The sequence below is a fragment of the Acidithrix sp. C25 genome (genome assembly GCF_904848545.2).
In genome coordinates this window covers 107816-122755 of the sequence record NZ_CAJHCI020000010.1, presented here as the reverse complement: position 1 = coordinate 122755, position 14940 = coordinate 107816, and the positions used below count along the sequence as shown (strand labels likewise).

8 protein-coding genes and 1 tRNA gene are annotated in these 14940 nt (G+C 45.8%); 7 read left to right on the top strand and 2 right to left on the bottom strand.

Annotated elements, in window-relative coordinates:
• Window positions 1-134: 134 nt before the first annotated feature.
• Together ACIDITHRIX25_RS76360 and ACIDITHRIX25_RS76355 are read right to left on the bottom strand one after the other, a co-directional pair.
• Complete coding sequence (locus tag ACIDITHRIX25_RS76360) at window positions 135-1994, bottom strand: S9 family peptidase (RefSeq protein ID WP_201733019.1); 1860 nt, start codon at window positions 1992-1994, stop codon at window positions 135-137.
• A gap of 140 nt (window positions 1995-2134) precedes the next feature.
• A complete protein-coding gene (locus tag ACIDITHRIX25_RS76355) occupies window positions 2135-3082 on the bottom strand; it encodes an NAD(P)-dependent oxidoreductase (protein WP_201733018.1) in 948 nt (315 codons plus the stop codon).
• Window positions 3083-3754: 672 nt separating this feature from the next.
• On the opposite strand from ACIDITHRIX25_RS76355, the gene ACIDITHRIX25_RS76350 reads away from it, so the two are divergent.
• The 7 genes from ACIDITHRIX25_RS76350 (at window position 3755) to ACIDITHRIX25_RS76320 (ending at window position 13979) form a co-directional block, all read left to right on the top strand.
• Window positions 3755-4327 carry a winged helix-turn-helix transcriptional regulator gene (locus ACIDITHRIX25_RS76350; protein ID WP_200891198.1) on the top strand — a complete coding sequence of 191 codons (573 nt, stop codon included), beginning with the start codon at window positions 3755-3757 and terminating at the stop codon, window positions 4325-4327.
• Between the two features lie 604 nt (window positions 4328-4931).
• Window positions 4932-6953, top strand: a complete 2022-nt coding sequence (locus ACIDITHRIX25_RS76345) for an alpha-amylase family glycosyl hydrolase (protein WP_201733017.1) — start codon at window positions 4932-4934, stop codon at window positions 6951-6953.
• A gap of 381 nt (window positions 6954-7334) precedes the next feature.
• Window positions 7335-9056 (top strand): maltose alpha-D-glucosyltransferase, encoded by a 1722-nt coding sequence (treS, locus tag ACIDITHRIX25_RS76340; RefSeq protein WP_249685722.1) that lies wholly within the window; start codon window positions 7335-7337, stop codon window positions 9054-9056.
• 2 nt (window positions 9057-9058) lie between these two features.
• Window positions 9059-10567, top strand: a complete 1509-nt coding sequence (locus tag ACIDITHRIX25_RS76335; RefSeq protein ID WP_152625902.1) for a hypothetical protein — start codon at window positions 9059-9061, stop codon at window positions 10565-10567.
• A gap of 768 nt (window positions 10568-11335) precedes the next feature.
• Window positions 11336-13219, top strand: a complete 1884-nt coding sequence (gene glgB / locus ACIDITHRIX25_RS76330) for a 1,4-alpha-glucan branching protein GlgB (RefSeq protein ID WP_201733015.1) — start codon at window positions 11336-11338, stop codon at window positions 13217-13219.
• 43 nt (window positions 13220-13262) lie between these two features.
• Window positions 13263-13673: a large conductance mechanosensitive channel protein MscL gene (gene mscL, locus ACIDITHRIX25_RS76325; protein ID WP_052605010.1), complete on the top strand. Its 411-nt coding sequence runs from the start codon at window positions 13263-13265 to the stop codon at window positions 13671-13673.
• Window positions 13674-13894: 221 nt separating this feature from the next.
• Window positions 13895-13979 (top strand) — tRNA-Leu (locus ACIDITHRIX25_RS76320).
• Window positions 13980-14940: the final 961 nt, after the last annotated feature.

Below are 14940 nucleotides of genomic sequence, written 5' to 3'. Positions count from 1 at the left end.
ATCAATCACAGTACTCTGGCAGTTTGTTCTAATGGATTATTTTGAAACTGTAAATTGAGGAGTCTTGTTGTCTTCATTTACCCCCGCTATAAGTTGGTCAAGTTCCCATAGCGGGGTGTTGTATTTATAATGATTTAGTTAACATTGAGATCGTGGTCCATTGGATTTGAAAATCCACATTGTTCAAATAAGAAGTTTACTATCTCTTTCGTCTCGTTTTTGATAGTGGTTTCTTGATTGAATCCGTGGCCTTCGCCCGCAAAGATGCAGAGCGATGTATTTTTGTTGTGCATCCGAAGGCGTTTCGCATATTCAGTGGTGGTGTCGGCGTCAACGACTGAATCTTGATCCCCTTGAAGAAGTAAGACAGGAACTTTCAGCTCTTTTGTTTCGTTGATGGGGGAGCGTTTGAGGTAAATCTCTTTATCTTTGATTGGATCACCCACGATGATATTCAGGAAGTTGCGTTCAAATCGATGGGTGGTCTTCGAAAGTGCTGTTAGATCGACGACGGGATAGAGGGCGATTACCCCCTTTATAGGTAAGTTAGCGACAGTTGCAACCCTGAGTGCGACTAGCCCTCCTGCTGATCCGCCCATGAGTGCGATTGGTAGTGAGATTTTATTTGTTTCAATTAATTTGGTAATTCCCATTGTGACATCGTCGACGTCGAAGTCGCCAAATCCGTCATTGAGGGCTTTGATGAAATCGATTCCGTAGCCGGAAGTTCCTCTGGGGTCTAGGGTTACAACGTCAAAGCCGATTGAGTTGTAAAAGGCGTGTCGAAAGTCGAATCTGACGTGGTGTTGACCAATGGGGCCACCGTGAAGAGCAACGATCGTACCTATTGTATTGGCAGTGCTAGATCTAGTGATTCTTGCATTTATCACAAGCTGATCTGTCTCTTTGACTTGTAAGATGTGCAGTTCTGGCTCGGTTAGCTTTGACTTTTGGATATCTCTTGAATGAGCAAAAAATAGAGGAATCTTTTTTAGTTCATCTGGCGAGGCTCCTTTGGTGGTCTCGATTGCGACAACTTGGGTAGGGGTCTTGGCTCCTGAGCGAATTGAGATTAAGGTATTTTCAAGATGGATTGGCGAATCTAAGAAGCCTTTGGCAATTTCGCGGGGCTCTTTTTCTTCATCGATAGAGATTTCCATGAGTCTTGCAAAGCCATTTTCGTTCCTCGAAGCGTAGATGTACCTAGAGTCTTGGCTCCAACTAAAGCTTGCTTGGCCAAATCCTAGATCAACGTCACCATAGTCATGGTCTGACCATGTAATCCTTCTTGGTGTTGCAGATGGGCTGTCCATTAGATAGATACTTAGGCGGGAAGTCGCTGACGAGATGAACGCCAGTCTTTTCCCATCAGGTGAAAATCGTGGTTGTGAGTAAAGGGTATTTGGTCGATCGAGCATACCTATTACTTCGCCTTGATCGTTCACGAATATGATTCTTGATTCATACCAAGGCATGGTTGTATCGTACCAATGCCTAAAGGCCGTGACTCCCCAAGAGGAACTAGAGGTTTCATCTCCGATGAAGTGATCAGGATTTGCGGGTCGTCCCCCTCCAAAGATGACCCGATAGCCATGGCCGGGTTCGCTGGAGTGCAGGAGTGCCAACCGCCGGTTATCTAGAGTGGCTATGAATTGATTTGAATCTACTACACGTGAGATGGAAGTTACCTCCCCGGAGCGAAGGATAATCTCTTGCTCCTTTCCCTCTTCAAATCGCCTTAGATCTCCAGAGGTGTCGACGTATAGTCCAAAGTCGCCATTGAGCGACCATTGAAATCCTCCGATGGTACCTTGGTATCGCCTGGCTATGTCAAGGGGGTATGCAAGGTAATCTTGGCTTAACACTCCAATATCAAAGATGAGTAGTTCGCTTTGGTTGTTTTCTTTGGCAACAACGGAGAATTGCCCTTTGGTTGACCTAGGGACCAGATCTGTTAGGGTTGCTCTTGGAATGAAGCTGGAGATATCATACATCTTGTTAGTAGACCTCTATTTGAATTATGACATTTAGGTCATGGCGTTCAACGTCTCTTCTTCTGCCTCCTATGGGTGACCCTGGGGTACAAGGAGAGACGTTGGTGATTTTTTATGGGGTGCTCTGGATGATTACGGTCTTAGTTTGTAGGTTTTACCCCTAAGTCGATGTGGCCAAGGCCCCTAATTGCTTCGATAATTGCGCTGTGATCTAAGTCGCCGCCTCCTGAGGCTTCAACGGCAATAAGCAACTGTGTGGCGAGGGATGTGACGGGGATGGCAATACCGCGTTGGCGCGCATATTCTGCCACAATTCCAAGATCTTTGAGGTGTAGATCAACCTTGAATCCAGGTGCGTAAGAGCGCTCGAGCATCTGATTAGCCTTGGCACTAAGTAGAGCTGAGCCAGCACGCCCTCCTGAAAGAGCTCTGATGGCTTGGTCCATGTCGATGCCGCAACCCTCGATTAGCGCCAGCCCTTCAGATATGGAAGCAAGAATTCCAGCTACCATTATCTGGTTTGAGGCCTTGACGATCTGTCCGCTTCCAGGTCCACCAAGGTGCAAAGTGGAAGATCCAAGGACGCTAAATATTTCCTTAGCGCGCTCGAATGCCCTTGTCTCGCCTCCAACCATTATCGAAAGAGTGCCATTGATTGCACCGATGTCGCCTCCAGAGACGGGTGCATCCAATGCTTCAACCCCGACCTTACCAGCCGCTTTTGCTATCTCTTGGGCAAGAGATGGGCTCTCTGTTCCCATGTCGATAAAGAGCGAACCGGCAGTCATCTTTGATAAAAGACCATCGGCTCCTAGCACAACGGTTCGAGTCACATCGGGCGTTGGCAGCATGGTAATTACAACCGTTGACTCTGTGGCGAGTGCATCGTTTGTTGAGGCGCGTTTTGCTCCTAGCGCTACCACCTCATCGATTGGTGCAATAGAGCGTGAGTTGGCAATGACCACGTAGTTGGCCTTTAAAAGGTTGATAGCCATTGGTTTCCCCATTAGCCCGAGCCCAACAAAGCCGATCGTTTCTTTTTCCATATCTAACAAGGCTAGAGCCTCTTGCCATATTGATGGAACCATTTCTAAGGCTTCGATGCTTCTCTAAGGTTAGATGGAAGAAGATGAGAAGGCGATGCTTTGGTATGGGCCAACGATAGTACCGTGCGCTAGTTCATTTGATTGGTAGAACCTTGATTGACCGGTCAATGTGGTAATACCGTATTTATATTCCATTTTGCGTCCTGACACTTTCATAGTGAGCGTATGTATTTAGCCACACTGGGAGCCGTTGGTCAAATACTTACTTGCAAGCGCTACTTGCAGTGGTATATGGTTAGAACCTTGAGGCGGACGCGAGTTATATTTTCGGAGTGGCCATACCAGTGCTTGAACCATCAAATAATATTCGGAAAGTAAAATTGAGGTAATTCTCATTGAATAATTCTCGATAAGTAAAATTGAAGAACGAGTTTTCTTGAAAGACTCTTATCAGGAAGTCTTTTGTTTTTTAGTATCTTCTCGATGAAGCGATTAGTGCTTGGTCGAGATTTTTTTATTGTTACAGCTTTGATGTATCGTAATAAAGTAGTGGATTTGTCAAAATTTCAAATTCTACCCTGGCAGGTTTAGCATTGGATGAATTGATGAATGGCACCCATGCCAGTCGTATTTTACATCTTTATGGTTTGGATTTTACTATTATAATTGCCGCTAGGTAAATCTAAATATTTTCGTCAAGTGAAAGGGTTTCTAATGGTGCGTAAGGGTGAGTTAGAGCAGATGCACTCTTCGGTGGCTCAAACACTTGACATAGTGGGCGACTGGTGGTCGCTTTTGATATTGAGAGACGCCTTTCTAGGAGTTACTCGTTTTGACGATTTTCATCGCCATCTGGGCGTTGCCCGTAATATTCTGTCGGCACGAATAAAGCGCCTGGTGGAACGGGAGATATTGGAACGGCAACGATACAGCGATCGCCCTGAGCGCTTCGAGTACGTCCTAACTGAGCGGGGTGGCCAACTTTGGCTTGTAATTGCAGCACTTCGTCAGTGGGGTGATCATTGGATCTTCAACGGGGAGCCCACTCCGTTTTTAATCACTCACAAGGACTGTGGTGGTGAGCCCTATGTGGCATATATCTGTGGTGAATGCGGTAAAGAGTTAGATGGTAGTCATCAGACTCAATGGTCTCCCAATTTAGGAGAGGACGATCCCGATGCGGGTTTTTGGGAGCTTCAAAAAGGCCGCTCTAGGCCTGCTTCTTATGCTCAGCAAATGGACACGCCCGTTTTTCAACATGAATGTGGGATGGAATCGACAGCTTAGATTATGGTCGATGGCCCTTGGACTTTCTATGGTCATTTGACTTTTCAAATCTAGAGGAGTCTGTTCTGATAAATTGATGAAGCATGTCTCAAATATGCATGTCATGCAGTTTCATTTAATTCTCATAATTTATTTTGATGAATAATTTTCGACCAGAAAGATACCGTTACGCGATCCTTTTGTTCACCGTGATTATCTCAGATAAATAACAAGTATGCCAAAGGAATGGTTTTGGTTTTGGATATTATCGAACTATAAAGTTATCTCTTTTTCCTTTAGGTGTAAGTTTATAATGCGAAAAAGTAAAGAGTAATTTTCTTTTTTACGTTCTAGACGTTTTTGCTTTAAATTACCTGCTACTCGGGCTAATTATAGCTCTCGAAATCCGCTCCTAGTTTCTGTCACTTTTATATTTTCGTTTATCTCCTGAATAATTGTGATTTTTTCTTGTCGTTGTCTTGGCTTTTATTTGTCGATTGGTTTTATGGCTATGGGCTAACTTGAGCCGGAAAACCACCCATCTTCTACCTGTAAGATTCATTGATTTCAATATCTTTGCGACTTAGGAGCCTAATGACCATCGCGGCGAACTAAATTTGCGATTGTGCTTGCTCCAATCTTTATACATCAGATCTCTCCTGTCACTGTGAATAGACGTGGATATATAAAAGCCACCCAGGGAAGTGGCGTCAATTTTGACTTTGACTTAGTTGGCGAACCTAAATTGCCTAGGCGGACACTCTTTTCTCTGGTGGCAAAGGATTTGGCGGAATCGATCTCTCTTTTTGATATTGGGGCAACTCCTGAGATCTCGTTCACCAAGTTAAAGGAGCTAGGCAATGATAGATATAGCATTTGTGCAACTCCGAGCGAGTGCGGCTTTTTATCAGGAGTTGTCATCGCTTGGACAGACGAGGTTGATCGACTCTGTGACCTAGCTAGGAGAAAGCGTGCGATCGGCGATTCTTATGACCTGGAATTGGCAGACATTGCTTGGCTGTTAGATCGCCAACTCGACAACCAAGAACTTTTGGTGTGGCCAACTGGTTTAGATCAGATTGATTCAGACCCTAAGTTTTTAGTGGAACAACGCACACTTCAGAGTCGCTATCTGATCTCTAATCTTATGAATTTGGAGATTGACGCCAGTCTGCGGCTGGATCTTGTCGATTTTGAGGCGATCGCTCCCTATGTGCATATGCCAAGCCGTATCGAACTAGCGACGCTTTACGTGGGTCCTAGTCTTCGATGTGAGAGACCAAAGGCTGGATTTAGCAATTGGTACGAGCTCTTTCCTAGGTCAGTGGGCGGTTTGAGTGGTGTAGTCGATCTCCTACCACGAATAGCGAAATTAGGCTTTGACACCCTATATCTTCCCCCTATTCATCCCATTGGGGTGACAAATCGCAAGGGTAAAAACAATACTCTCGTGGCTGAGATCGACGATGTCGGCTCTCCTTGGGCTATTGGCTATCACGAAGGCGGACATAGCGCTATTGAGCCTTCACTTGGGGACTTTGGGGACTTTGAGAAATTAATCACAGTTGCTAGGGAGCTTGGCATTGAAGTCGCTTTAGATATAGCGCTTCAGGCCTCTCCGGATCATCCATGGGTCAAAGAGCATCCGGAGTGGTTTAGCATTCGCTCCAACAATGAGATCGCCTATGCCGAGAACCCTCCTAAGAAATATCAAGATATATATCCAATCAACTTCTTTAGCTTCGATGCGAACCACGCAATTGAGTTGTGGAGCGAGGTTTATTCCATCTTTGAGTTTTGGATTTCAAAAGGTGTTCATATCTTTAGAGTTGACAATCCCCATACCAAGCCCCTGCCGTTTTGGGAATACATCTGTGACCGCTTGATGTGTGAGCATCCGGAGGTAATTTTGCTAGCTGAAGCTTTTACTATGCCTAAGTTGATGTATCGATTGGGCGAGATTGGGTACTCTCAAAGTTATACCTACTTCACCTGGCGCATTACCAAGGATGAGCTGATCTCCTATGGTAATGAGCTAGCCGCTAGCGACGTCGCGGCGACGCTGAGATCTAATTTTTGGCCCAATACCCCTGATATCCTCGGTGATGTGGTTCGCTTTGGGAATCGAGCTGCCTTTAGGCTTCGGGCAACTTTGGCGGCGATGATGGGAACGTCTTGGGGAATCTACAGTGGGTATGAATTTTGCGAAAATACCCCATTTTCTATTGAGTCTGAGGAATATCTAGATTCAGAGAAGTACCAGATCAGAAGGCGCGACTATCAGCACGAAGCCGTATTGGACTTTGACATCACAAATCTCAATATCTTTCGACGTCGTCACTTTATGGCGCTTTCCAACCAAGCCGGATTTAGGGAACTTCCTTGTGACAATGGATCGATAGTGAGTTTCCTTAGATATGACGCTGAATTAAAGGATCTATTTATCGTCGTCTGTAACTTAGATACACACTCCCCGAGCGAAGGACAGATTGAGCTTTGGCCAATTAGGCAGCTTCTGGGGATATCGAAAGAGATAGTCACACATGACCATTTGAGCGGAGAGACCTACTCCTGGAGTGGAGATCGTGCCTTTGTTCGATTGGATCCGATGGCCAACGTTGCACACCTTTTAGATATCGAGATGTGACCTAGGTTAATTGGGCTGAGGTGGTTTTGGTCAAGGCCAATTATTTTGATCAAAAATTTATAATTCGGTGATTATCCGTCGAATTTTCAGTTATCTACAAGAATTTAGACCGTATGCTCAAATCTAGGAGTACGGGCGTTGTAGAACAAGGCTAAAGGTGGTTTTCAGCGATTATTTTTGTTGTTGATCAAAGTTGGATTCTCAAGATCAGGTCACAGGAGAACCGCCATTGAGACACTCGATGGCGGATGAGCCGAGACGTGGATGAACGAGAGCATATTTTTAGACCCGATCGGTATTTTACCTATCTAACAAGGCAACGCTTTAGGGACTGCGACCAAGAGACAAATGGTCCCAATGTATCGATTCGGAGGAACGTTAATGAAGGAATTCAATTTAAAGCCAAATTGGTTCAAAAATGCTATTTTTTACGAAGTGCTGGTACGAGGTTTCTTTGATTCCAATAGCGATGGAACCGGTGACATTCCCGGAATCATTGAAAAGCTCGACTATCTGGAGTGGCTGGGGATCGATACGCTATGGCTGTTGCCCTTTTACTCTTCGCCCCTCAAAGATGGTGGCTATGACATTAGCGACTTTATGACAGTGCTCCCAGCTTATGGCAATGTCTCAGATGTTGAGCGCTTGCTCGAGGAGAGTCATTCAAGGGATATAAAGGTCGTAGCTGATTTAGTCATGAATCACACCTCAGATCAACACCCATGGTTTATCGAGTCCTCGTCAAATACCACCAATGCCAAGTCAGACTTTTACGTTTGGTCGGATGATCAAGAACAATACAAGGACGCCAGGATAATCTTCGTAGATACTGAGCGTTCAAATTGGACCTATAACGAGAATCGAGGTCAATACTATTGGCACCGCTTCTTCTCTCATCAACCCGATCTGAACTATGATAACCCCCAGGTTGTCAATGAGATGATGCAGGTTCTGCACTTTTGGCTTGAGAGGGGTCTAGATGGGTTTCGACTTGATGCAGTTCCTTACCTCTTTGAACGCGAAGGAACAAACTGTGAAAATTTGGTTGAGACTCATAATCTCCTAAAGGTGATTCGCAAGGAGGTGGATTCAAAATACCAAAATAAGGTCCTTTTAGCAGAGGCGAACCAACTTCCTCATGAAGTGGTTGAATACTTTGGAGACGGCGACGAATGTCATATGTCATTTCATTTTCCGATAATGCCCAAGATGTTCATGTCTATCAAGAAGGAGTCCTCGGAGCCACTTCGTCAAGCTATAGTTCAGACCCCTCCAATTCCCAATGGATGCCAATGGGGAATATTCTTACGTAACCACGATGAATTGACCCTAGAGATGGTTACTGACGAAGAGCGTACCTTCATGTACCAGGCATATGCGGCAGATCCTAGGGCGCGCCGTAACGTAGGAATCGGGAGAAGGTTGGCGCCATTGATCGACAACGATCGACGAACAGCTGAGTTGCTGCACTCGCTCTTGCTTTCGATGCCCGGTTCGCCGGTCTTGTACTATGGTGATGAGATTCTGATGGGCGACAACATGTATTTGGGTGATCGAGATTCGGTACGCACGCCAATGCAATGGAGTTCAGATCGCAACGGTGGCTTTTCGAGATCGGACTATGCCAGTCTGTATCTGCCAGTTTTGATGGATCCGGTCTACGGTTATGAAGCTCTAAATGTTGAATCTCAACTTCTAAATCCAAGCTCTTTTTTACAGTGGCTTCGTCATATGCTTTGGATCCGTCGTGGTAATCCAGTCTTTGGCACCGGTGATTTTGAGTCGATTGAAAACGATAACGACGCAATCTTTTCTTTTGTTAGGCGAGATCCAGAGACTGGAACTGCAATTCTGTGTGTGAATAACTTTGCCAGAACAGCTATGCCGGTGAGCCTAGACATTAGCGCATACGAAGGAAATATCGCCAGGGAACTTTTGGGCGGTGTCGTATTTCCTAGGATTACCTCGGTACCATATGTCTTGACCCTATCGGCTTATGGTACCTTTTGGTTTGATATCTCAGCGAGTGGGACCTCAATGCGAAGTCAAATCGAAGAGCAAGAGGTAGATCAACAAGAGAACGATCTTTATGGCGGTGCGTGATCTTGGATAGACACCCAACAATAGATGAACTCGGCCAGGTCGTGTGTGAACACATAAACGCCCACTCTTCCTCGTTGAGGTGGCTTGGCCAGGGCCAATCTGTAAAAAGCGTGGATTTGGATTGGCTCTACGGTGATTTATTTGAGCCAGGATCTTTTGACGGTGCTATCTACGAAGCTCGAATATACACCTCGAGCGGTACATTTAGGGGGCTTTACTCTATTTCGTTCAAGGAGTCCTTGGGGCTAAATGGCGACGATGAAGGTGTCGACCAAGGTTCGGCGCACAAGGCTGCCGAGGTAGTTTTTGACTTTGAGGTTGTAGATCTTTTGAGCAAGGACGCTGGTGAGATCCTGGGGGTGGCTCTTGGTCTATTGGTCGGTTCGGGATCAGTGGTAGTTCGAGAAGGATCCGAGCTCCAAGGTTTGATTAACTCTTATGGGGAGAAGATATCTCCGATTGTCTTGGACCAGACCAACTCTGCCTTTCGAGTGGGCGACATTGCCTTTGGCAAATATTTTCGAAGTGTGGGGACCCGTCCAAGGGAGGCTCGTCTCTATGGCCTTCTTGCCGATTGCGATGTGGTTCCTCGTTTCTACGGCGAAATCTTCTCTAAGGGTGGCGAAACTGTAGCAATTGTTACCGAGCTTCTATCTGAGCCACGCAGTCTTTGGGACTATCTCATAGAGTCGCTAACTCTAGAGTTGGATGAAACGCGCCGTGAACTATTATTGAGCCATATTCATGGTATCGGTTTGGCGCTTGGCAAATTGCATGGTCGTCTAGATGAGCTTGCTCGAATAGACTTATCAGCCCATGACGAGGTCTACGATCTCGATGATTGGGCCCGTCATCGATGTCGAGCTCGAGGTGACGTGGTAAGTGGCCGATGGGCTAGCTCGCTCGTTGGGGACGAGAAGATCTCTGTGCCCCTCTTTGGAATTGTCGATAAATCAGACTTGGCGAAACATCGTTTTGAGATTCATGGTGACTTTCACTTGGGGCAAGTCATGCTGAGCGGTTCAGATTTGAAGATCATCGACTTTGAAGGCGAGCCTATCAGCGATGCCGGCCAAGTTAACCATCCCCTTCGGGATCTCGGTGGGGCTCTTCGATCACTGTCGTATGCGATCGAGATCGCTCGCTCTCAAGGAGATCTGTTAGGGGATCCTAACGCTCTACTTTTAGAGCTGAGGCGCGCGCTCGTGGATGGATATGCCAAATCGCCTTTTGGAGCTTTCATCTTTGAGGACATCCAAAGTACATATTTGACACTTTTCTTTGAGATGGAAAAGGCTCTTTATGAGCTATATTACGAGAAGCGCTTTCGACAGGACTACATTGGGGTTCCACTTTCCTTTTTGCTAGCTCTGACTTCATCTCTTGGTGGGGTGGAATTTAAAGTTGGTGACGATGCCTCTGAGGAGCTGGTCTCTAATTGGCTGAGCGAACTAGGCAATTACGATCCCAAGGTCGCCATCTCGGACCTTTACCTTCTTGGTGGGAGTTAGCTCCTTTTGGTAGATCTATGCCAAAAGGATTTCTGAGGTGCTTTTAATCTTTTTGCTTTGGCAGCTAATAGGTCTTGTCTCTTTTACTGGTAAATATGAAGGCGTTACAAAGATGTTCGTGGCTTTGCCTTGCCATTTTACTTTTTGCGCTTGACAGCGTATACCTAATGCTTGTTGCATTGGCCAGTTAGATGGAGCCAAAGGTTTCGATTTCAAGGTGAGAGCCCGCTATGTTTATTTATCTCCGTTTGCTAGAGATCTTATCAGCCTGAATGGCGCAAGTAATTTTTTGACTCGGATCCATGTGTTTGAGTTGATTCAACGTGTGAAGCAGGGGAGATTAAATGAAGCGGGATGATAACAGATCGACCGAGTTATCCTTTTGCAATGTTGGATAGGTAATTAGATTCGTGTCGTCTAAATCATATTGAAGCCCATCAGCCCCTATTTTTGCTGACACTATCCAACTTGATTGGTTGGTGACTCCAAAATCTTGCTCCTTGAATCCTATATGATGATTCGGGTTGCCTTTTAGGGTGATTTTTTTTGGGTTATCTTTAGCATGTAGTAATAAACCTAGATTGAATAAAGGTAGCCATTTAAAAGATCATCTACGGGTGATTTCAACTCCATAACCGTGGGCATGTAGTTGGCACGGGGTGAAATATGGGCGTCGATAGAATCTTTGATGTGGCCGGATCTCGATGAAGTATTGGTTGCGAGACGATTTGAATATTTTTTAAATCCAGAATGAGGAGTACCACTAAGATGGCCGAGTTGACGTTCATGGGAGAACTTGATCTTTTCTTATTTGGCCACGGAAGGCATAATCGAATCTTTGACCATTTAGGTTCCAGGGTCGGAACTATGGATGGAAGTTTTGGTACTCGTTTCGCGCTTTGGGCCCCACACGCTAAGAGCGTTGCAGTCTTTGGAGATATGAATTTTTGGGATCCATCAACTGCCTACTATTTGAATCCAGAGGGAGACTCTGGGATTTGGCAAGGGTTTATGGTTGGTGTTGGTCCAGGTCAGCGCTATAAATATCGCATTGAGACTCAGTGGGGTGGAGTGGTTGAGAGAGTCGACCCCTACGCCAGGCAGAGCGCCGAACCACCTTCTTCGGGATCAGTGATACCATATGACTCAAATTATGATTTTCAAGACGATGGGTGGATGTCGACTAGACCGACCTATTTAGGCGATAAGGCGATCTCGATCTACGAGTTACATCTGGGTTCGATTGCCCGTGACCCCAGCGATCCTTCTCGTCATCTGACCTTTCGGGAGTTAGCTGACTTCTTGTTGCCTCATATCATAGAGACCGGGTTTACCCACGTTGAGTTAATGCCTATCAATGAGCATCCCTTCTATGGCTCGTGGGGCTATCAAACGACCTCTTTGTATGCTCCCACTACACGATTTGGAACCCAAGACGAACTTCGGGAATTTATAGATCGATTCCATCAAGCTGGAATTGGGGTCATCGCCGATTGGGTTCCGGCCCATTTTCCGCGCGATGAATTTGCCCTTGCGAACTTTGATGGCTATAGCCTCTATGAAAAGGACGACCCAAAGATGGCCAGTCATGGTGATTGGGGTACGCTGGTCTTTGACTACTCAAAGCCACAGGTGAGAAATTTTCTGCTGGGATCGGCGCTCTATCTTATTGAAGAGTTTCACCTTGATGGTCTTAGGGTCGATGCTGTAGCGTCCATGTTGTATTTGGATTATTCGAGGAACGACTACACCCCTAATATCTTTGGTGGCAACGAAGATCTAGATGCGATTGAATTTCTCAAATACTTCAATGAAATGGTGCATCAAATCGGTGCTACGACGATTGCTGAAGAGTCGACAGCCTTTGCGAAGGTCTCAAAACCCACATATGACGGTGGTCTTGGTTTTGGTTTTAAGTGGAACATGGGTTGGATGCACGACACCCTTGCTTATCTTACGAGGGATCCAATGTATCGCTCCTATCACCATGGTGAGATAACCTTTGGCCTTCATTACGCCTTCTCGGAGAATTTTGTCCTGCCTCTCTCTCATGATGAGGTCGTACATGGAAAGGGATCTCTTTATTCGAAGTTTGCGGGAGACCAAGAGACTAAAGTAGCTACCATAAGGGCGCTCTATGGATGGATGTGGGCTCATCCAGGCAAGAAGATGCTCTTTATGGGCGATGAATTTGGCCAGATTTCGGAGTGGGCTCACGATCAAAGCCTTGATTGGCACTTGCTTGACAATCCAGTACATAAAGGGATCGCTACCTTGGTGAGCGATCTGAATCGAATTTACAAGAGTCATCCTGAGCTATATCAGGGAGATTCAAATCCAGCATCATTTTCATGGATCCGAGCAAATGATGCTGATAAGAATCTTTTTATTACAGCTCGCTTCTCTTTGTCAGGGACATTGATCTGTGTGGCTAATTTTTCTGGTTGGCGATACGATTCAATTGCTATTGGTCTGCCAGAGGCGGGGGAGTATGAGGTTATCCTAAATACAGATGCCACCAAATATCAAGGACGTGGAGTGGAAAACCCAAGAAAAATCGTCTCGAGGCCAAATGAGTGCGATGGCTTTAGTGACTCCACTTCGATCTCAGTGGGCGCGAATTCCGTGGTTTGGCTCTATTTAAAGAAATGATCTTTTGAAGGTCAAGTTGTCCTTGGTCATATATTGTGAATGAATGAAAATTATTAGTGAATTTAAAGCGTTCGTCTTGCGTGGCAACGTTGTTGACCTTGCTGTGGGTATCGTAATTGGCGCCGCATTTGGCGCCATGGTAACTGCATTGGTGAAAGATCTCATAACACCACTAATTGGAATTGCTGGAAATTTCAACTTTTCTGCTCTTCATTTCACTGTAAATAAGAGCGTTTTTCTAGTTGGTGATTTCATCAATGCGATCGTTTCATTTATTATTTTGGCAGCGGTAATCTTCTTCTTTGTAGTAAAGCCCATCAACTCATTGGTGGCACGGACAAAGAAGGCTCCGCTTCCAGCCGATCCGATCACTAAGGCATGTGACTTCTGTACCAGCGAAATCAATATTGCTGCCACAAGGTGCCCTTTTTGCACTTCGGAGCTAGCCGCCTAGACCAAATAGTTAAAACCACAGAGCATGCTCTTGGGATTCGTCAATCACAATGGCGACTAACCCTAGGTGACCGTCTGTGATGGTATTGTTTGGCGGCTTGTCAGCAAATGGAGCGGTGAGCTAATTGTTTGCTGGGCAAGGATGGTTTATTTTAATTGATCATTTATTTCAATTGTGAGCGATTGGCAATAGACCACAGGGCGTTTATGATGTTTCATGCTGCCCGGGTGGCGGAATGGTAGACGCAGGGGGCTTAAACCCCCCGGACCTGAAAGGGTCATGCGGGTTCGAGTCCCGCCCCGGGTACGCTAAAGCTTTGCTAAGTAAGCCTCACAAGCTACCCTTTGCCCAGTTGCTTTTGCCCAGTTGCTTTTGCTCATGAACCGCTGCTTAGGAGGATAAGGCTCCTCTTTTAGAGATTTGTTCTTCTTGTTTTGTCAGATCTAGAGCTTTTTTCTGGTTTATATCGATTTGTCTTGTCCTGGGCTGGCTGGCAAATCAAGCTGGGTCCATCAAGCTGGTCTAATTTCTCGCGTAGGTCAGAATTGATCGAGATTTATTTGCTGGTGACTGGTCTTTCTGACTCCTAGCCCCAGTTTCGGCGTGCGTCATGAATGAAAGAGGTTGTAAATCATGTAGAAGCTGATAACAATCACACTGCAATGCTACATAGATGATGGAGGTAGGCCCTCCGGGATCGCCTTTTGGGAGGAGATTCCAAACCACCGTACGGGGCATTAGCTAAAGACTGTTGTCCAAAGCGGTACGGAAAAGTTAGAGCAATGACTCTTTCAGGTATGAGTTAAGAAGACGAGTGAAAACAAACCACTGACGAAGCGTTCGAAATTGGTATGGATGATGTCGAAACCGAGGGACGTCGAACTTTCGGGACAACTTGGAGACTAACCCAATTAGTGCTCCTTGGGCATCCGGCGTGTAGGTGGCGTGAGCTTAACATCAGGCGTTTATGTGGAACATGAGAACCCAGTCCTAGACGTTCTTGGCTAAGCCCACATGGGCTAAGCCCATAGATGAGGAAAAACCTACAAGTTGCAGATCAACAAGAGGGAAAGTACCAAATGCCTATGGATTGGGGGCGGACCATCCCGTAGTAGCTACGAAGTCCTTGTAATGAGGATGGAGCCAAGGGGATGGAGTGAACAGGAAATGCAAATGAACAACTTCTCAAGGTAAAAGTTGAGGGGGAGGGATCAAATGTCAAGACCGGTAACCGTCAGTGTATTTGCTGGAAGTAACTGTTATATAT